18 protein-coding genes are annotated in these 19,123 nt (G+C 31.1%); 17 read left to right on the forward strand and 1 reads right to left on the reverse strand.

Going from position 1 to position 19,123, the window contains the following annotated elements:
- The first annotated feature begins 33 nt into the window (after positions 1–33).
- From TEGL_RS02000 to TEGL_RS02040, 9 genes are all read left to right on the forward strand, one after another.
- Positions 34–333: an immunity 53 family protein gene (locus tag TEGL_RS02000; RefSeq protein ID WP_018591767.1), complete on the forward strand. Its 300-nt coding sequence runs from the start codon at positions 34–36 to the stop codon at positions 331–333.
- A gap of 1 nt (position 334) precedes the next feature.
- Positions 335–796, forward strand: coding sequence for a hypothetical protein (locus TEGL_RS02005; RefSeq protein WP_018591766.1), 462 nt, complete (start codon positions 335–337; stop codon positions 794–796).
- A gap of 150 nt (positions 797–946) precedes the next feature.
- On the forward strand, positions 947–2,116 hold the full coding sequence (locus TEGL_RS02010; protein ID WP_018591765.1) for a MalY/PatB family protein: 1,170 nt from the start codon (positions 947–949) through the stop codon (positions 2,114–2,116).
- A 192-nt stretch (positions 2,117–2,308) separates the two neighbouring features.
- A complete protein-coding gene (locus tag TEGL_RS02015; protein WP_018591764.1) occupies positions 2,309–3,124 on the forward strand; it encodes a transporter substrate-binding domain-containing protein in 816 nt (271 codons plus the stop codon).
- Positions 3,125–3,135: 11 nt separating this feature from the next.
- Positions 3,136–3,804, forward strand: a complete 669-nt coding sequence (locus TEGL_RS02020; RefSeq protein WP_018591763.1) for an amino acid ABC transporter permease — start codon at positions 3,136–3,138, stop codon at positions 3,802–3,804.
- 14 nt (positions 3,805–3,818) lie between these two features.
- Positions 3,819–4,550, forward strand: coding sequence for an amino acid ABC transporter ATP-binding protein (locus TEGL_RS02025; RefSeq protein WP_018591762.1), 732 nt, complete (start codon positions 3,819–3,821; stop codon positions 4,548–4,550).
- Positions 4,551–4,827: 277 nt separating this feature from the next.
- Entirely contained in the window at positions 4,828–7,203 is a 2,376-nt protein-coding gene (locus tag TEGL_RS02030) for a glycyl radical protein (protein ID WP_018591761.1), read from the forward strand.
- Between the two features lie 12 nt (positions 7,204–7,215).
- Positions 7,216–8,124, forward strand: a complete 909-nt coding sequence (locus tag TEGL_RS02035) for a glycyl-radical enzyme activating protein (RefSeq protein WP_018591760.1) — start codon at positions 7,216–7,218, stop codon at positions 8,122–8,124.
- Positions 8,125–8,150: 26 nt separating this feature from the next.
- Positions 8,151–9,545 (forward strand): alanine/glycine:cation symporter family protein, encoded by a 1,395-nt coding sequence (locus TEGL_RS02040; protein WP_018591759.1) that lies wholly within the window; start codon positions 8,151–8,153, stop codon positions 9,543–9,545.
- Positions 9,546–9,624: 79 nt separating this feature from the next.
- Here the strand turns inward: TEGL_RS02040 and TEGL_RS02045 are convergent, their stop codons facing one another.
- On the reverse strand, positions 9,625–10,359 hold the full coding sequence (locus tag TEGL_RS02045) for a glycerophosphodiester phosphodiesterase (RefSeq protein ID WP_018591758.1): 735 nt from the start codon (positions 10,357–10,359) through the stop codon (positions 9,625–9,627).
- A 228-nt stretch (positions 10,360–10,587) separates the two neighbouring features.
- On the opposite strand from TEGL_RS02045, the gene TEGL_RS02050 reads away from it, so the two are divergent.
- From TEGL_RS02050 to tpiA, 8 genes are all read left to right on the forward strand, one after another.
- Positions 10,588–11,139, forward strand: a complete 552-nt coding sequence (locus TEGL_RS02050; protein WP_018591757.1) for a glycerol-3-phosphate responsive antiterminator — start codon at positions 10,588–10,590, stop codon at positions 11,137–11,139.
- A 178-nt stretch (positions 11,140–11,317) separates the two neighbouring features.
- Complete coding sequence (locus tag TEGL_RS02055) at positions 11,318–12,787, forward strand: NAD(P)/FAD-dependent oxidoreductase (protein WP_018591756.1); 1,470 nt, start codon at positions 11,318–11,320, stop codon at positions 12,785–12,787.
- The gene (locus tag TEGL_RS02060) at positions 12,774–14,045 is read left to right on the forward strand and encodes an NAD(P)/FAD-dependent oxidoreductase (RefSeq protein WP_334290560.1); all 1,272 of its coding nucleotides are present in this window, start codon (positions 12,774–12,776) and stop codon (positions 14,043–14,045) included. Before TEGL_RS02055 ends, TEGL_RS02060 begins: the two co-directional genes overlap by 14 nt.
- A gap of 2 nt (positions 14,046–14,047) precedes the next feature.
- Complete coding sequence (locus tag TEGL_RS02065; protein ID WP_018591754.1) at positions 14,048–14,446, forward strand: DUF1667 domain-containing protein; 399 nt, start codon at positions 14,048–14,050, stop codon at positions 14,444–14,446.
- Between the two features lie 378 nt (positions 14,447–14,824).
- Positions 14,825–15,856 carry a sugar-binding transcriptional regulator gene (locus TEGL_RS02070; protein WP_018591753.1) on the forward strand — a complete coding sequence of 344 codons (1,032 nt, stop codon included), beginning with the start codon at positions 14,825–14,827 and terminating at the stop codon, positions 15,854–15,856.
- Positions 15,857–15,908: 52 nt separating this feature from the next.
- Complete coding sequence (gap, locus tag TEGL_RS02075; protein WP_018591752.1) at positions 15,909–16,916, forward strand: type I glyceraldehyde-3-phosphate dehydrogenase; 1,008 nt, start codon at positions 15,909–15,911, stop codon at positions 16,914–16,916.
- A 230-nt stretch (positions 16,917–17,146) separates the two neighbouring features.
- Entirely contained in the window at positions 17,147–18,343 is a 1,197-nt protein-coding gene (locus tag TEGL_RS02080; RefSeq protein WP_330360110.1) for a phosphoglycerate kinase, read from the forward strand.
- Between the two features lie 22 nt (positions 18,344–18,365).
- The gene (gene tpiA, locus TEGL_RS02085) at positions 18,366–19,121 is read left to right on the forward strand and encodes a triose-phosphate isomerase (RefSeq protein ID WP_018591750.1); all 756 of its coding nucleotides are present in this window, start codon (positions 18,366–18,368) and stop codon (positions 19,119–19,121) included.
- The last annotated feature ends 2 nt before the right edge of the window (positions 19,122–19,123 follow it).

Consider the following 19,123-nt stretch of genomic DNA (forward strand, 5'->3'; position numbering starts at 1 on the left):
GGGTGTAAAAATAAAGAGTTAGGAGTAATTGATATGAATTTATTAGAGTGGTTAGAAAATTGGTACAATAGTAATTGTGATGGAGATTGGGAGCATATGTATGGTGTAAAGATAGAAACTGTTGATAATCCAGGATGGTCAATTAACATTGACTTAATAGATACTTATTTAGAGCAAAAGGAATTTAGCACAGTTAAATACGACAAAGGTAATGAAGATTGGATTATTTGTATAAAAGAAGATGGTGTATTTAAAGGTTCAGGAGGTCCTAAGAAATTAAACGAAATTATATTTATATTTAAAAGTTGGATAGAAAAAGATGAGGAAAAGTAAAATGATTAATAAATATTTAGAAAATAACGTAATGGAGGGCATGGGGAGATGCTCTGATATGATTTGGATTTCATTTGGTAAGGAATTATTAGTAAGGAATTACCGAAATGAGGAAGTTAAAAAATCGGAATATGCTCTTCATATTCAATGTCCATTTCGAATATCTAAAAATAATAAGATTCTATTGAGCAATTATGATATTTATACATCAATAGAAGGTTCCATAAAAGATGATTGGGATGTTATAGGAAATAATAGATATGATAAAATTGTTGAGGATTTACTGATACCAATGTTACCGTTAAAGGTTAATAAAGTGAATTTTAGTAAAATTGGAGATATTGAGATTTTATTGAAGGATAATATAGTTATAAATATATTTGTAAATTCTTCTGAAATTGCTGAAGAATGGAGATTTATAAATAACAATACTGGTGAACATTATGTATTCAGAGAAGATTAATAATTTATTACTAGTTTAAGATGTAGAGTATAAACTAATCAAAACAACCTTGTGGAAATAATTTTCATTTATAGTATAATCACTATTGTAAGAACAAGATAATTTAAATCAATGGAAAACTATAAATAGATTATATTAAGGGGGACAAATATGAAATACAATTTTGACAAGAAAATAGATAGAAAAAATAATAATTCTACTAAATGGTCAGGTATGAAAGGGGGATTCATATCAAACGATTTACTGCCATTTTGGATAGCAGATATGGATTTTGAGATATGTCCTAATATAAGTGAATCTATGAAAAAAGTCTTAGATCAAAATATATTTGGATATGTAAACACGGGGAAAAGTTATTTTGAAAGTGCATGTAATTGGACAGAGAAAAGATACGGGTATAGCATGAATCCAGAAACTTTAATACACACTTCAGGTGTAGTTTTATCCTTAGTTTTAGCGGTGGAGTTATTAACATGTGAAGATGATAATATTATGATTAGCTCACCAGCATATCCTCCATTTTATGATTGTGTATTAGACAATAATAGAAAACTATTTTTAAATGAATTAATAATTAAAGACAATAAATATGTAATTGATTTTGAGGATTTTGAAAAGCAAATAATAGAAAATAATGTAAAGTGGTACATATTATGCAATCCTCACAACCCTACAGGAAGAGTATGGGACAGAGATGAATTGAAGAAAATAGCTGATTTATGTTCAAAACATAATGTAAGAGTAATAAGTGATGAAGTATGGAGAGATTTAGTATTTAAAGATTATAAATATACTCCTTTTGCATCTTTATCAAAAGAAGTTGAAGAAATAACAATAACATGTTTCTCTGCAAGTAAGACTTTTAATTTAGCTGGATTACAAGCATCATTTATTTCCATACCAAAAGAAAATGAGCGTGAAAAATTTAAAAAAGAATTGGCAAAATATCATATGGCAAGAAATAATTCTTTTAGTGTGGCAGCTGTAGAAACAGCATTTAATGAAGGTGAAGAATGGCTAAGTCAATTATTAGACTATCTAGAAGGTAATTTAAATTATTTAAGTGATTTTATACATGAGGATTTACCAAAGATTAAATTTATAAGACCAGAAGGAACTTATGTAGTTTGGCTAGATTTTTCAGAATACAAAATAGATGACATTAATTTATACTTACAAGAAAATGCTAAAGTTGCATTAAACAAAGGAGAAGCCTTTGATAAAAGCTATAAAGGCTTTGCAAGAATTAATATAGCTTGTCCACGATATCAGTTAGAAGATGGTTTAAATAGAATAAAAGAAGCTTTAGATAGATTATAAATTATGAAAAAAGATGCTTAATGCATCTTTTTTTATGCTTAAAATTTATATGAAAATCATGTTATAGAAAAACATAATAATTAAGGCTTGTATATACAAAAATACAATAAGACAGGCATTTGTAACTATGTTAGAATTGACTTTGGAAAAGGTTATCATAAAAATATTTAAGATTACAAGGAGAAAAATAGAATGGGTGTAACGAGTAAAAAAATTATTACAGTTTTATCAAGTTTAATGATTGGAGTAACAATTCTAGTTGGATGTAGTGGCTCAAATGATAAGTCACAAGATTCGCCAAATAAGGATTCTAAAGAAAAATTAGTAGTGGGGGTTTCTACAGAATATTATCCATGGTGTTTCAAAGAAAATGATGATAATAAAGGTTTTGAAGTGGATGTATGGAAGGAAATAGGAAAAAGAACAGGATATGATATAGAATTCCAAACAGCTAAATTCAGTGGTCTAGTTGGGATGTTAGATGCTGAAAAAATAGATACAGTTGCTCACCAAATGTCAACAACAGAAGAAAGAAGAGAAAAATACGATTTTACTGAAACATATGCTTATAGTAAATATAAGTTTATAGTTCCAGAAAATAGTAAAATAAGCAAAATAGAAGATGTAAAAGGTATGAAAGTTGGTTGTGTATTAGGTGGAAATGGGGAAAAAACTATAAAAGATCTTAATGAAGAACATAAATTAGGTTTAGATATAGTTACATATGACGGAGTACCTATGGAACAAGATGTAGTAGACGGAAGAATAGATGTTGCTTGGTTATCAGAAGTTAAAGCAAAAACTACAATTGAACAAGGTAAACTACCTTTAAAAATAGCTGATATAGATACAGGTGTTTATGAAATAAATCAATATCCATTTAGAAAAGAAGAAGCAAGTAAAGATAGAATAGCAAAGGTTAATGAAGCTATAAAAGCAATGCATGAAGATGGAACGTTTACTGAACTATCAAATAAATGGTTTGGACTAGACACAACTAAAGAATAAAAGGTGAAAAAATGCAAATATTTGATTTTGAATTTGTAGCAAACTTAATACCAATAATGATTAAATACCTAGGAGTGACTTTTAAAATGTCGTTATTGGCATTAGTACTAGGTATTGTAGTAGCTATGGTTATAGCATTGGTTGTTGATGCTGAAATACCTGTACTTAAGAGGTTATCTAAAATATATATTTCTTTTTTTAGGGGAACTCCCTTAGTAGCCCAATTATTTTTTATATATTTTGGATTAATAAAAATAATACCATCTCTTAAAGAGTTAAGTGCTTTTAATGCAGCAGTAATCGTACTAGGTCTTAACTCATCAGCATATTTTGCTGAAAGTTTGAGAGGAGCTATATCTTCAGTAGATAAAGGACAAGCTGAGGCATGTTATGCATTTGGTATGACTTATACTCAAGCTATGATGAGAATTATTTTGCCACAGGCTATTAGAGTTGCCATACCAGCTATGACAAATACTTTTGCAGATATTATAAAAGGGTCTTCCTTAGCTTTTACAATAGGTGTTACGGAAATAATGGCTACAGCTCAATCAGAAGCGGCAGCCACATATAAATATTTAGAGGCATTTACTTGCGTAGTAATTATCTATTGGCTTATAAATTTAGCAGTTGTATATGTACAAAATAAGCTGGAGAAAAAGTTAAGTGAAGCATATTAAATGGAGAAGTACTTATGTTAAAAATAAATAGTTTAAGTAAAAAATTTGACCAAAATACTGTATTGAAAAATATTGATTTAGAAGTCAAAAAAGGTGAAGTAGTTGTTTTAATAGGACCATCAGGTACAGGAAAATCAACTTTACTAAGATGTATAAATATTTTAGAAAAAGCTGATAGTGGAAGTTTAACCATAGGAGATTTAAATGTAGATTTGGCAAATTTACATAAAAAAGACATACTAAAAATAAGAAGAAAGACAGCTATGGTTTTTCAAAATTACAATTTGTTTAATAATAAAACAGTAATTGAAAATATAACTGAACCACTAATTGTAGTAAAAAAAATAGATAAAGAAAGTGCAAATAAAATAGCTCTAGAAAAGCTTAAATTAGTAGGCATAGAAGAAAAAAAAGATCAATATCCTTCTAGACTGTCTGGGGGACAAAAGCAAAGAGTTGCCATAGCGAGAGCGTTAGCTGTAGACCCAGAAGTCATACTAATGGATGAGCCAACTTCAGCCCTTGACCCAGAGTTAGTTGGCGAAGTTCTAGATGTTATAAGATCTTTGGCAAAGGTTCATATGACTATGATAATAGTAAGTCATGAAATGAAGTTTGCTAAGGAGATAGCAGATAGAATTATATTTATGGAAAATGGTGTTATAGAAGAAGAAGGAAGTCCATCAGACCTATTCAGGGAAAATAAGAATACCCGTATAAATCAATTTGCTAGAATTGTGTTATAAATTTAATATGAATGATAGGGAGTTGCCATAAGGCAACTCCCTTATTATTTAAAACATATATTAAAAATATTTAGGAAAACGATTGACAAGGGTTTGATAATAGTTTATCATTTTTTATAAAAGAGATAATATAACATACAAAAATATGTTATATTATATAAAATTAAACTTTGAAGGATCATAAATTATTACATCTAAGAAAAATATAATTTTCCAATTTAGAGATGTTTTAGCTGAAACTGATGAATAGAAGTTTAGTTTATAAGGAGGATTTGAGATGAATACTACAGCAAGAATTGAAAGATTAAGACAAAATTATGTAAATTCAAAGCCATCAATTTGTTATGAAAGAGCTAGAATTTTCACTGAATCACACAAAAGAACAGAAGGACTTCCAGTAGCTATAAGAAGAGCGCAAGCTTTCTATGATTTCTGTAATGAATTTGATATAAAAATATTTGAAGATGAATTAATAATAGGAACAGCAGGAAAATTCAGAAGAAGTGGTATACTAACACCTGAATTTTCATGGAAATGGGTAGAACAAGAAATGGACATATTTGATAAACGTCCGCAAGATCCATATGAAATGACTGATGAACAAAGATCTTATGTAAGGGAAAATATATTCCCATATTGGAAAGGTAAATCATTAGAAGAACATTTTCTTGGAATGTTGCCAAAAGAAGTGGCAAAAGTAACTGTTGATACCGGCATAGTAGACAATGATTCTAAATGGCGTCAAGCTGTTGGAGAGATAACTCCTGACTATGATGATGTACTTTTCCCACAAGGATTTACCAAAATATTAAAAAATGCTGAGGATCATCTTGCTAAGTTAAGTTATGCAAAAGCAGGAGACTTGGATAAAATAAACTTCTATAAATCAGTAATACTTACTTCAAAAGGTATAATCCGTCTAGCTGAAAGATATGCTGACCTAGCAGCTAAAATGGCAGAAGAAGAAACTGATGAGGTAAGAAGTAAAGAGCTTAAGAAAATTTCAGAGGTTTGTCATAATGTACCAGCAAACCCACCAAGAAACTTCCATGAAGCTATACAATTTTTCTGGTTCGTACAACTTGGAGGAATAATCTCTGAAAACCCATTAGCATTAAATCCAGGAAGATTCGACCAATACATGTATCCTTACTATAAGAATGATATAGAAGAAGGAACAATGGATAAAGATGGAGCTAGAGAACTTATACAGGCACTTTGGTTAAAATTATCAGAGTGGGTATGGACTATATCTTCAAATACAGCTGGTTTCTTTGCTGGATACAACCAATTCCAAAACCTTACTGTAGGTGGAAAAACTAGAGATGGTGCGGATGCAACAAATGAGCTTTCTTACCTTTGTTTAGAAGCGACTGATAGAGTACGTACACATCAACCAGGTTTAAGTGTTCGTATACACTCAGATTGCCCACAAGAATTTATGAACGCAGTTACTGACTTGGTAAGTAAAGGAACTGGATTCCCAGCAATACACAACGATCAAGCTGGTACACAAATGCTTTTACAAGCAGGATATGAGCCAGAAGATGCTAGAGATTGGAATAACTGTGGTTGTGTAGTTCCTCACTTCAGAAAAACTGGAGAATGGACTTCTGCAGTTAACGTAAACTTTGCCGCTGCAATGGAATATGCTCTTAATGAAGGTAAAAGTCGTATGACAGGAGAAAAAATGGGTCTTGATGCAAAACCTGTAACTGAATATGCAACTTATCAAGACGTTGAACATGCAGTATTCAAGCAAGTAGAGAACCTTGTTGATTTATCAGTTATAGCAACTGTAGTTGCACAAAAATGCCATACTGACATGGTACCTCGTCCATTCTTATCTTCTTGTGTAGATGATTGTATGGAACGTGGAGTTGATTTGGCAAATGGAGGAGCGCATTATAATGTAGGACCAGTTCTTACAGGTATAGGTCTTTCTGTAGTTGCTAATTCACTTGCAGTTATTAAAAAGCTAGTGTTTGAAGACAAAGTTACTACTTTAGAAGAATTAGATAATGCAATGAATGCTAACTGGGAAGGTTATGATGAATTAAGAGATTTAGCTCTTAAGGTTCCAAAATACGGAAATGATGATGATTATGTAGACTTAATAGCTAGAGACCTTGCTAACTTCTACTATCGTAAAACGAGAGCTCATAAAGATATATTTGGTTCAAGCTTTAACTCAGCATTCATGGGAATATCAAATTATATACCAACAGGACGTGTTGTAGGAGCTACTCCATGTGGTCGTCATAGTGGAAAACCTATTGCAGAAGGTGTATCTCCTTATGCAGGAAGTGATGTAAGCAGTCCGCTATTAGCAATGCGTTCAAGTGCAAAAATGAACCATGATGTTCATACAGGGGGAACGCTTCTGAACCTACGTTTAAGCGAAGAAATGGTTAAAACGCAAAAAGGAAGAAATGATTTAGGAAATATTATAAGAGCATACTTTTCACTTGGTGCATTCCATGTTCAATTTAATACAATATCAACAGAAGTACTTAGAAAAGCACAAAAAAATCCAGAAGAATATAAAGACTTACTAGTTCGTGTAGCAGGATATAGTACGCAATTCGTTAACCTTTCACCAGAAATGCAGGAGGCTATAATAGCTAGAACTCCTCATGGAAGAATGGTATAGGTGAACAACAAGATGTTGAATACTAAAGAAAAAGGAGTAGTTCTGCAAATGCAGGACTACTCAATTAACGACGGATCTGGAGTGCGTACTATAATATTTTTACCAGGATGTCCACTAAGGTGTAAATGGTGTGCAAACCCAGAAACTTGGACTACTGGAAGGAAACTTGTGTTTTATAAACACAAATGTATAAGTTGTGGAAGGTGTAAAAATGTATGTCCAAATGGTCTTGATCCTGTAAATATGAAGAGACCTAATGAAGAATGTGAAACTTGTGGAAAATGTGTACAAGCTTGCTTAAATAGAAGTTTAGATATTGTGTGCACATTAAAAGATGCACAAGAAGTTGTTGAATGTGTAAGAAAAGAAGAAATTTTCTTTAGATATACAGGTGGCGGGATAACATTTTCAGGAGGTGAACCATTTGTACAATCAGAATTCTTACGTACACTTGTTAATAAATTTAGTATATTAGGAATAGATATGTGGGTTGAAACATGTGGCCATTTTGAATTTGATAATGTGAAAGATATCATAGCAGAGTTAAATCATGTGTTTTTAGATCTTAAACATATGGACAGTAATAGACATAAAGAATATACAGGTGTTGGAAATGAAAAGATTTTAGAAAATGCAAAAAAAATAAATGAAATGGGTGTACCAATAACAGTTAGAATACCATCCATACCAGGTGTTAATCTTACTGAAGAAAATATCCGAAATACGGCTAAATTTATGAAAGAGAATATGAAGGGTGCAACTATTGAACTTTTGCCATACCATGAGCTTGGTAAGGCTAAATATACTTCATTAGGAATGGAAGATAAGTATAATAAATTTACCACTCCTACCAATGAAGAGTTAGAATTTGCATACAATATATTTAAAGAATATGAAATTATAATAGAGGAATATAAATAAAAAGTGATATTTTAGGGGGCAGATTAATGACTGAATTTATAAACAAAATAAATGGGCCAATTAATAGTTTTGTATGGGGACCAGTAATGTTAGCCTTATTGGTTGGTTTTGGTATATATATGACTACTAGAACGGGATTTTTTCAAATTAGAAAATGTAACACAATAGTAAAAAACACTGTAGGTTCTATAAATGAAAACAAAGGTGCAGTAGAAGATGGTGTTTCACCATACTCAGCAATGGCGGCAGCTGTGGCAAGTAGTGTTGGAGTTGGTAGTATAGCGGGTGTTGCAACTGCCATAGTTACAGGTGGACCAGGAGCAGTATTTTGGATGTGGATGTCTGCACTATTTGGAATGATGACAAAATATTCAGAAGTTGTACTAGCTGTATATTATAGAAGTAAAAATGAAAAGGGTGCATATTATGGTGGCCCAATGCAATACATGGAAAAAGGTTTAAAAAGTAAAGGATTAGCAATATTATTTGCTATATTTGCTGGTATTGCTTGTTTTGGAACAGGTAATATGACTCAATCAAACTCAATAGCAACGGCGTTACAAGGTTCATTTGCAATACCTACCTATGTTACAGGATTAGTGCTCGCAGTATTAACAGGTTTAGTTATATTTGGTGGGGTTTCTCGTATAACAAAAACTGCTGAAACTTTAGTTCCAGTTATGGGATTATTCTATATTTTAGGATCTCTTGTAGTTATAGTTGTAAATAGAGATACAGTACCAGCTGTTATATCTTCTATATTTACTGAAGCATTTAGTTTTAAATCTGCAGGTGGAGGTATAATGGGATATACAATAATGAGAGCTATGAGATTTGGAGTAGCAAGGGGAGTGTTCTCAAACGAAGCAGGACTTGGATCAGCTCCAATGCTTCATGCAACTGCGTCTACAGACAATCCAGTAAAACAAGGTATGTGGGGAATTTTCGAAGTATTTATAACAACAATTTGTATTTGTTCTATGACAGCTTTAGTTATACTTACTACTGGTGTTATAGATTCTGGATTAACGGGACCAGTTCTTACAGCAGAAGCTTTTAGTACAGTCTTTGGTTCATTTGGAGGAGCTTTTGTATCTATAGCAATTACTTTCTTTGCTTTTACATCAATATTAGGATGGGCATATTATGGAGAGTGTAGCTGGGGTTATATTTTTAAAGGAAAACAAAAACTAGTATCACAAATAATAAGGTCATTATGGATACCTACAGTATTTATAGGTTCAGTAGGAAGTCTTGATTTAATATGGAATGTTTCAGATACATTTAATGGGCTTATGATAATACCAAATATCATTGCATTATTTGGACTTTCTGGAGTAGTAATAAAGCTTACAAAGTCATATATTAAAGATCCAGATTCTGTGAAAATGGTAGATAAGGATGTAGAAGGTATAGCATAAGAAAGAAATATATTATAATAAAATAAAAAAGATGACTTCTGTATTATACAGAAGTCATCTTTTTTATTTTAAATGGTTTCTAATATTCTTTCAATATTTCATTCATTAAATCTGGATAATCTGAAAATACACCATCCACATTAAAATCTATCATTTTTCTCATTGAATTAGGTTTATTAATAGTATAAACAAACACTTTTATATTATTTTTGTGAGCTAAATCTACGATTTCTTTTGAAACTAATTGTTGTGAAATATTAATACTATATACATTTAATTTTTTAGCATGTTCAACAACATTAGTTTCTGGAGCATAGTCTTTTTTATACTCATAAAGAGCACCATACTTAAATCTATTATCTAAGTTTTGTAAAATATTTAAGCACTGATGATTAAAAGAAGAAATAAAAATTTTATCTTCAATGCCATATTCTTTGATTAAATCCAAAAGATCTTGTTCTAAATCATAGTGTATTAAATCAGTTTTTGCTTCAACATTCAAAATAATATTTTCATTTTTAATTAGCTCAAAAACTTCTCTTAATGTTGGTATTTTACAATATTCATTTTCAATAAATTCAGATTTTCTACACGTAAAGTTTTTGATTTCCTCCAAAGTAGAGTCTTTTATAAGTCCCCTAGCTTTAAAAGTTCTTTGAACATCTTCATCATGTATAACAACTAATTGTCCATCTTTGCTTTTATGAACATCCAATTCAATTCCATCTACACCTATTGATAAAGCTTTTGAAAAGGCCAACATAGTATTTTCGGGATAGTCACCACTGGCTCCCCTATGGGCAAAAACTTTCATTTTACATCCTCCCTTGTACTATATAAAAGAAAAATTAATTAAATTTAGTATAGTAGTTAACAATATTATCTGTCAATGATTGACATCTATTTAATATATTACCTACAATTTAGATATAATGCTTAGATAACTTATTTTTTAACATTTATTGTTAAAGATATTGGTGTATAATGAGTTTATAAAAAGAAAATATTGGTTGGGTTTTAGGAAGGGATAAATTAAACAATTATGAGAGAATTATTAGAATGTAATCCAATAATAGGGGCTATAAAAGATGATCATGATTTAGAAAAAGTTATAAATTCCGATTGTAATGTTGTGTTTTTACTAAATGGGGATATTTTAACATTAAAGGAAAAAGTAAATAAACTTAAGTTAAATGATAAAAGTGTATTTGTTCATTTGGATATGATAGGGGGTATTTCCAGTAACCCTGTAATTGTAAAGTACTTAAAGAATGAATTTCACATAGATGGAATTATAACTACAAAGGTAAGTTTGGTAAAAAAAGCATTAGAAGAAAATATAGATGTTGTACAAAGAATATTTTTGTTAGATTCTATATCATTACAAACTTCTATGGAAAACATAAGAAGGGTAAAACCAAGTGCAATTGAAATTATGCCTGGTGTAATTACTAAAGCAGTCAAAAGACTACACAAGGAGTTTCCTGACTTGCCTATAATATGTGGTGGACTAATTGATGATAAGCAAGAAATTATTGATGCACTAAAATATGGGGCTATGGCAGTATCCACTACGAAAAAAGAATTGTGGTAATAAATTATAAAAATAGTGACAAATGTATTCTATTTGAATATAATTGTTAGTATATAAGAAATTTTAAACGAAAAAACAATAAAAGTTAATATATATGGCGGGAGAACAGAGAGCCGTTTCTATAAGTAATTATAGGGAGACTCTCTGTTTTTTTGTTTTCAAAAAAGGGGGCAATAAGATGTTTGATGTAGCAATTATAGGAGCTGGAATTGCAGGAAGCGCAATAGCTAGACAACTATCAAAGTATGATTTAAAAACAGTAGTTTTAGAAAAAGGTGTGGAGGTTTGCCAAGGTACAACTAAGGCTAATAGTGCTATAGTACATGGTGGATTTGATGCAAAAGAAGGAACATTAAAGGCTAAGTTAAATGTTCTAGGTTGTAAAATGTATCCAAGTATTTGTAAAGAATTAAGTGTTGAGTACAAAAATAATGGATCATTAGTTTTAGCTTTCAATGAAAATGATATGGAACATATACATGAGTTATATGAAAGAGGATTAAAAAATGGAGCAAGTGATATTGAAATAATAAATGGAGAAAAGGTGAAAGAAATAGAGCCTAATGTTAATGAAGATGTGGTTGGAGCCCTTTGGTGTAAAAGCTCTGGTATAGTTTGTCCATTTAATTTAAATATAGCTTTTATGGAAAATGCTATTATAAACGGTGTGGAATTAAGACTGGAAAGTGAAGTTTTAGATATAAAGAAAATAGAAGATGATTACTTTGAAATAAAAACAAATAAAGAAATTATAAAATCGAAATATGTAATAAATGCAGCAGGGGTATATTCAGATAAAATTAATAATCTTATTGGTGGAAGCGAGTTTCATATTATACCAAGAAAGGGAGAATATAAAATTTTAGATAAATCTGAAGGATATAAAGCAAGCCATACATTATTTACTTGTCCAACAGAAAAAGGTAAGGGAGTCTTGGTAACTAAAACAGTTCATGGAAACTTATTAGTAGGACCAAATGCTCAGGTTGTAGAAAAAGATGATATAACAACAAGTAAATCTGGTTTAAAAGAGATTATGAATGGTGGAAGAAAATCTGTTCCTAATATAGATTTCTCAAAAACAATAACATCTTTTGCTGGAGTTAGAGCTACACCAAATACAGGAGATTTTATGATATTTAAGTCAAGAGTAGCTAAAGGATTTATAAATGTAGCAGGAATAGAATCACCAGGTCTAGCATCAGCGCCGGCTATAGCTTTATATGTGGAAGATTTATTAAAAGATTTAATTCATGAAGATAATAAAGAATTAAATGTAAATAAAAATTTCAATCCAATAAGACTAAAAAACAAGCCTTTTATGGAAATGAGTTTAGAGGAACAAAAAGAGATTTTAAGTAAAGATGGAAGATATAAAACTATAATTTGTAGATGTGAAAACATTACAGAAGGAGAAATAGTTGACGCTATAAACAGACCTTGCGGTGCAAAAACTGTAGATGGTGTAAAAAGAAGGATTAGACCTGGAATGGGAAGATGCCAAGGAGGATTTTGTGGACCAAAGGTTGTTGAAATTATAGCAAGAGAATTAAATATTACATCAGAAGAAGTTCTAAAAGACTACGAAAATTCAAAGATGTTAGTTGGAAAAGCAAAGGAAGTAAGGGGTGAGACTGTTGAAATATAATGTGATTGTAATTGGAGGCGGTCCTGCAGGACTTGGAGCAGCTGTTGAAGCAAAGAAAAATGGAGCAGAAAAAGTATTAATAGTAGAAAGAGATAGAGAGCTTGGTGGAATTTTAAATCAATGTATTCACAATGGATTTGGATTACATGAGTTCAAAGAAGAATTAACAGGACCAGAGTACGCAGGTAGATTTATTCAAATGGCAGCAGAAAGTAATATAGATCATGTGTTAAATACAATGGTTCTTAGTATAGATGATGATGGAGAAAACAAAGTAGTAAGAATTTTAGGAGAAAATGGATTAGAAGAAATAAAAGCCGATGCTGTAGTTCTTGCAATGGGATGTAGAGAAAGAACTAGAGGAGCAATAGATATTCCAGGATACAGACCAGCAGGAGTTTATAATGCAGGTGCAGCCCAAAGATATATGAATATGGAAGGCTATATGGTAGGTAAAAAAGTAGTTATTTATGGCTCAGGAGATATAGGGTTAATAATGGCAAGACGTATGACTTTGGAAGGTGCAGAGGTTAAATGTGTTGTGGAAATAAATCCTCACTCAAGTGGATTAACTAGAAACATAGTTCAATGTTTAGATGACTTTAATATTCCTTTAAAACTACAAACATGTATAAACTACATACATGGAAAAGATAGAGTGGAAGGGGTAACTTTAGCTAAACTAGATGAAAATAGAGAAGTTGTACCAGGAAGCGAAGAATTTATAGAATGTGATACTTTACTTCTTTCTGTAGGATTAATCCCAGAAAATGAACTTTCTACTAATGTTGGAGTAGAACTAGATAAAAAAACTAGTGGACCAATTGTGGATAGTAGTATGTCTACTAATATAGAAGGAATTTTTGCCTGTGGGAATGTGGTTCATGTTCATGACTTGGTGGACTTTGTTACAAAAGAAAGTAGAATAGCAGGAAAAAAAGCTGCCTTATATGTAAAAAATAAGAATGAAAGATTAAGTAAACTAGATAATAAAAAAATAAACACTGTGGCAGGAGACGGAATATCATATATTGTACCACAAAGTTTGAGTCTAGACTCAAATGAAGATGTAAATCTATTTATGAGAGTAAGAAATATTTGCAACAATAAGAAGTTAGTTGTTAGAAGTGGAGATAAAGTTATATTAGAAAAGAAAAGGCCTCATATGATACCGTCAGAAATGGAAACTTTAAAAATAGGTAAAGAAAAGTTATCTAATATAAAAGAAGATATAAGTATTTGTGTGGAGGAGGTTTAATTATGAAAAGAGAAATAACTTGCATAGTATGTCCTAAAGGATGCCAAATGATAGTTAATAATATAGATGGACAATATATAGTAGAAGGAAATAGTTGCATTAGGGGTGCAAAATATGGTGTGGATGAAGTTACTAACCCAAAAAGAATGGTCACTTCTACAGTAAGATTAGAAGGAGCTTATTTGAATATGCTTCCAGTAAAAACATCATCATCTGTGCCAAAAGATTTAGTTTTTGAAATAATGAGTATATTATCAACAATAAAAATTACTGCACCAGTAAAAGTTGGAGATATAATCGTAAAAGATGTATTAAATACAGGAGCAGATATAGTAAGTACTAAAACAATAAATAATATATGTGAGTCTTATGGAAAAGAAGAATTAAGAAAAATTTTATAAAAAATAAGAAAAATGATTAATACAAGCCTATAAATCTTATAAAAAATAAGAAAAAAATTTAAGATTTATAGGCTATTTTTATTTTGTTTTTATAAAATTTTCATTGTTAATAAATAAACTTAGATATAATAAAAAAATTGTAAAAAAGTAAAATACACATATTTATAAAAAAGGATAAAATACTTTTTAAAAGGATAAAATAAATCAAGTGAATAAAAGGTGTTTTTGGTCAAAAGTTAAAATAAATTTACTTTAAAAAATACAAAAAATCACTTGAAAAATGGTTTTCATTAGAGTACAATAAAAATATCTTGTGGGACACAAAATAAGTATAAGGGACAAAAAAAGTCCCGATTATTAAATCAAGAGGATGCAATAATGAAAAATTTATTAAAAATTCAGCAAAAGTTAATTCCTGAAGTTATTGATATTATGACAAAGAGATATTTAATTTTAAGAGAAATATCTTTAAGCGAACCAATAGGAAGACGAGCTTTAGCAACAAATCTCCAAAGTGGAGAAAGAATAATAAGATCAGAAATAGAACTTTTAAAAAAACAAGGTCTTATAGATGTAAATTTAAAAGGTATGACTATTACCGAAGAAGGTAAAGAAATATTAAGTGATCTAAAAGAGAGTATGAATGATGTAATAGGACTTAATTCTCTTCAAGAAGAGCTAAGACAGGTTCTAGGAATCAAAAAAGTCTTGCTAATACCTGGTAGCTATGAAAAAAATAACAGTTTACTGAAAGATATTGGGAAACAAGCTTCAAAATATTTTTTAAGTGTACTTAAGGATGATGACATAGTTTCAATTGCTGGTGGAAGTACAATGCTTGAATTTGCTAAGTCAATTAAATGTGATAAAAAATTTAGCTCTACAGTAGTAGTTCCAGCAAGAGGTAGTGTTGGTCTCGATGTTGAGACACAATCAAATAATGTAGTAGCAGAGGTAAGTAAGAATATACATTCAACTTACAAATTGCTAAACATACCAGATGAGCTTGGTGAAGAGTCAATAAAAACTCTTACACAAGAACCAGAAATAAATAAAACATTGAAATTAATACAAAATTCCAATGTGCTTGTATTTAGTATTGGTAGAGCTGATGAAATGGTAAAAAGAAGAAAATTATCAGATGAAAAAGCAAAAGAGATAATGGACAAAGACGCTATAGGTGAAGCCTTTGGTCATTACTTTAATAAAAAAGGGGAAATTGTTTATAAGTTAAATACAGTTGGGATTGATATGGAATCTTTCAAAAACAAAAGAGAAACTATAGCTGTATTTGCGGGGAGAAAAAAAGCAGAAGCTTTTATTCCAATTTCCAAACTAAACGAGAATTTAGTTCTTGTTACAGATGAAGATAGTGCAAGAAGAATTCTTGAACTTACTGTGAATAACTAGCTTGTCTAGTAAAAAATATAATGAAAATTACACCATGTAGGAGGTATATGAAATGGTTAAAGTAGCAATCAATGGATTTGGTAGAATAGGTAGATTAGCATTAAGAAAATTAATGGAGCAAACAGAGGAGTTTGAAGTAGTTGCAATAAACGACTTAACAGACGCTAAAACATTAGCTCATTTATTTAAATATGATACAGCTCAAGGTAGATTCAACGGTGAAATAGTTGTTGAAGATGGTGCTTTCGTAGTAAACGGACACAAAATAAAAGTTACAGCTGAAAGAAACCCAGCTGACTTACCATGGGCAGAACTTGGAGTGGATATAGTATTAGAGTGTACTGGATTCTTCACTTCTCAAGAAAAAGCTGGTCTTCACTTAGAAGCAGGAGCTAAAAAAGTTGTTGTATCTGCACCAGCAACTGGTGATGTTAAAACTGTAGTTTTCAACACTAACCAAGATATATTAGATGGATCTGAAACAGTTATATCAGGAGCATCTTGTACAACTAACTGTTTAGCACCAATGGCTAAAACTTTAAATGACAAATTCGGTATAGAAAAAGGTCTTATGACTACTATACATGCATATACAAATGACCAAAATACTTTAGATGGCCCTCATCCAAAAGGTGATTTAAGAAGAGCTAGAGCTGCAGCAGGAAACATAGTTCCTAACACTACAGGAGCTGCAAAAGCTATAGGTTTAGTTATACCAGAATTAAAAGGTAAATTAGACGGAGCTGCTCAAAGAGTTCCAGTTGTAACTGGTTCATTAACTGAATTAGTTTGTACATTAAAGAAAAATGTAACAGTTGAAGAAATAAATGCTGCAATGAAAGAAGCTGCTAACGAATCATTTGGATACACTGAAGAATACTTAGTATCTTCTGACATAATAGGAATAAGCTACGGTTCATTATTCGATGCAACTCAAACAAGAGTTATGGAAGTTGACGGAAAGCAATTAGTTAAGACTGTTTCTTGGTACGACAACGAAATGTCTTACACTTCTCAATTAATAAGAACATTAGGATACTTTGCTAAATTAGCTAAATAGTATGACATAAAGTCCGGGTTTGTAGTTTTATGCTACGGGCTCCGGACTTTTTTAACTGTGAATAGTATAAAAAATAAAGAATAAATTTAAAAATACAAAAATGTTATACCAAAAGGGAAATAGTATAACATAATATGTGCTAATATACATATATAGTGTATACAAATCAGTGGGGAAAGATATATAATAGATACGGAGTAATAATAATGAAAGGAGATTGTATTATGTCAATGTTAAACAAAAAAACAATCGAAGATATAAATGTAAACGGAAAAAAAGTATTAGTAAGATGTGATTTCAATGTTCCATTACAAGACGGAAAAATAACTGATGAGAATAGATTAAATGGAGCTCTTCCAACTATAAAATACTTAATAGAAAATGGAGCTAGAGTTATACTTTGTTCACACATGGGAAAACCAAAAGGGGAACCTAAACCAGAATTATCTTTAGTACCAGTAGCTGCTAGATTATCTGAAATGTTAGGTAAAGAAGTAGTATTTGCTGCAGATGACAATGTTGTTGGGGAAAAGGCAAGAGCGGCTGTAGAAAAAATGGAAAATGGTGATGTAGTACTACTACAAAACACTAGATATAGAAAAGAAGAAACTAAAAACGAAGAAAATTTCTCAAAAGAATTAGCTTCATTAGCTGAAATATTTGTAAATGATGCTTTCGGTACTGCTCATAGAGCTCACTGTTCAACAGTAGGTGCTGGAGAATTCTTAAATGAAAGAGCTTGTGGATACTTAATTCAAAAAGAATTAAAATTCTTAGGAGAAGCAGTAGCAAATCCAGTAAGACCTTTCACAGCTATACTTGGAGGATCAAAGGTATCTGATAAAATAGCAGTTATAAACCAATTATTAGACAAAGTTGATAACATAATAATAGGTGGAGGAATGGCTTATACATTCTTAAAGGCTCAAGGTTACGAAATAGGAACTTCTTTATGTGAAGAAGATAAAGTAGATTACGCAAAAGAAATGTTAGAAAAGGCTAAAGAAAAAGGTGTTAACTTCTTATTACCAGTTGACTCAAGAGCAGCTGCTAAATTTGCTGCTGATGCAGAAGTTGTTGTAACAGAAGATCAAAATATACCTGCAGGTCACATGGGACTTGATATAGGACCTAAATCGGAATCTAAATTCGTAGACGTTGTAAATAACTCTAAAACAATAGTATGGAATGGACCAATGGGAGTATTCGAATTTGAAGCTTTCGCAAAAGGTACGTTAGCAATAGCTAAAGCTATGGCTAACTTAGAAGACGCTACTACTGTAATAGGTGGTGGAGATAGTGCTGCTGCTGTTAACCAACTAGGATTCGGAGACAAAATGACTCACGTTTCAACTGGTGGAGGAGCATCATTAGAATTCTTAGAAGGAAAAGAATTACCAGGAATAGTTGCTTTAGATAACAAATAATATTGAAGGTGGAGGAATAACCATGAGAAAACCTATTATTGCGGGAAACTGGAAAATGAATAAAACAATAGCAGAAGCTGTTGAATTTGTTAATGATATAAAGGGTAAATTAAATGATGAAAGTGTAGATGCTGTAATATGTGCTCCTTTCACTATGTTAAAAGACTTGAAGGAAGCTACAAAAGGTACTAATGTAAAAATTGGTGCTCAAAACATGCACTTTGCAGACAATGGAGCATTTACAGGAGAAGTATCTCCAGCTATGCTTAAAGAATTAGATATGGATTATGTTGTAATAGGTCACTCAGAAAGAAGAGAATACTTCAACGAAACTGATGAAACTTGCAACAAAAAAGTATTAAAAGCTTTAGAAGTTGGAATAGATCCAATACTTTGCTGTGGTGAAACATTAGAAGAAAGAGAAACTGACAAAACTAAAGACGTTGTTAAAACTCAAGTAGTTGCAGGTCTTGCTAATGTTAAAGAAGAAGATTTAGCTAAAGTTGTTGTAGCTTACGAGCCAATCTGGGCTATAGGAACTGGAAAAACTGCTACTGCAGAGCAAGCTAACGATGTTATAGCTTATATAAGAGAAGTAATAGCTTCTTTATATGGAGAATTAGCTAATGAGGTTAGAATACAATATGGTGGAAGTGTTAAACCAGGAAATGTAGTAGAAATAATGGGACAAAGCGACATAGACGGTGCATTAGTTGGTGGAGCTTCTTTACAACCAGCTGATTACATGGCGCTTGTTAATTATCAAGGAGTGAAATAGTT

The sequence above is a fragment of the Terrisporobacter glycolicus ATCC 14880 = DSM 1288 genome, from assembly GCF_036812735.1.
Classification (GTDB): domain Bacteria; phylum Bacillota; class Clostridia; order Peptostreptococcales; family Peptostreptococcaceae; genus Terrisporobacter; species Terrisporobacter glycolicus.

Bases quoted from the DNA above. Each gene is read 5' to 3' on its own strand.
- TEGL_RS02000 (WP_018591767.1), top strand. From the start codon at position 34: ATGAATTTATTAGAGTGGTTAGAAAATTGGTACAATAGTAATTGTGAT.
- TEGL_RS02005 (WP_018591766.1), top strand. From the start codon at position 335: ATGATTAATAAATATTTAGAAAATAACGTAATGGAGGGCATGGGGAGA.
- TEGL_RS02010 (WP_018591765.1), top strand. From the start codon at position 947: ATGAAATACAATTTTGACAAGAAAATAGATAGAAAAAATAATAATTCT.
- TEGL_RS02015 (WP_018591764.1), top strand. From the start codon at position 2,309: ATGGGTGTAACGAGTAAAAAAATTATTACAGTTTTATCAAGTTTAATG.
- TEGL_RS02020 (WP_018591763.1), top strand. From the start codon at position 3,136: ATGCAAATATTTGATTTTGAATTTGTAGCAAACTTAATACCAATAATG.
- TEGL_RS02025 (WP_018591762.1), top strand. From the start codon at position 3,819: ATGTTAAAAATAAATAGTTTAAGTAAAAAATTTGACCAAAATACTGTA.
- TEGL_RS02030 (WP_018591761.1), top strand. From the start codon at position 4,828: ATGAATACTACAGCAAGAATTGAAAGATTAAGACAAAATTATGTAAAT.
- TEGL_RS02035 (WP_018591760.1), top strand. From the start codon at position 7,216: ATGTTGAATACTAAAGAAAAAGGAGTAGTTCTGCAAATGCAGGACTAC.
- TEGL_RS02040 (WP_018591759.1), top strand. From the start codon at position 8,151: ATGACTGAATTTATAAACAAAATAAATGGGCCAATTAATAGTTTTGTA.
- TEGL_RS02045 (WP_018591758.1), bottom strand. From the start codon at position 10,359: ATGAAAGTTTTTGCCCATAGGGGAGCCAGTGGTGACTATCCCGAAAAT.
- TEGL_RS02050 (WP_018591757.1), top strand. From the start codon at position 10,588: ATGAGAGAATTATTAGAATGTAATCCAATAATAGGGGCTATAAAAGAT.
- TEGL_RS02055 (WP_018591756.1), top strand. From the start codon at position 11,318: ATGTTTGATGTAGCAATTATAGGAGCTGGAATTGCAGGAAGCGCAATA.
- TEGL_RS02065 (WP_018591754.1), top strand. From the start codon at position 14,048: ATGAAAAGAGAAATAACTTGCATAGTATGTCCTAAAGGATGCCAAATG.
- TEGL_RS02070 (WP_018591753.1), top strand. From the start codon at position 14,825: ATGAAAAATTTATTAAAAATTCAGCAAAAGTTAATTCCTGAAGTTATT.
- gap (WP_018591752.1), top strand. From the start codon at position 15,909: ATGGTTAAAGTAGCAATCAATGGATTTGGTAGAATAGGTAGATTAGCA.
- TEGL_RS02080 (WP_330360110.1), top strand. From the start codon at position 17,147: ATGTTAAACAAAAAAACAATCGAAGATATAAATGTAAACGGAAAAAAA.
- tpiA (WP_018591750.1), top strand. From the start codon at position 18,366: ATGAGAAAACCTATTATTGCGGGAAACTGGAAAATGAATAAAACAATA.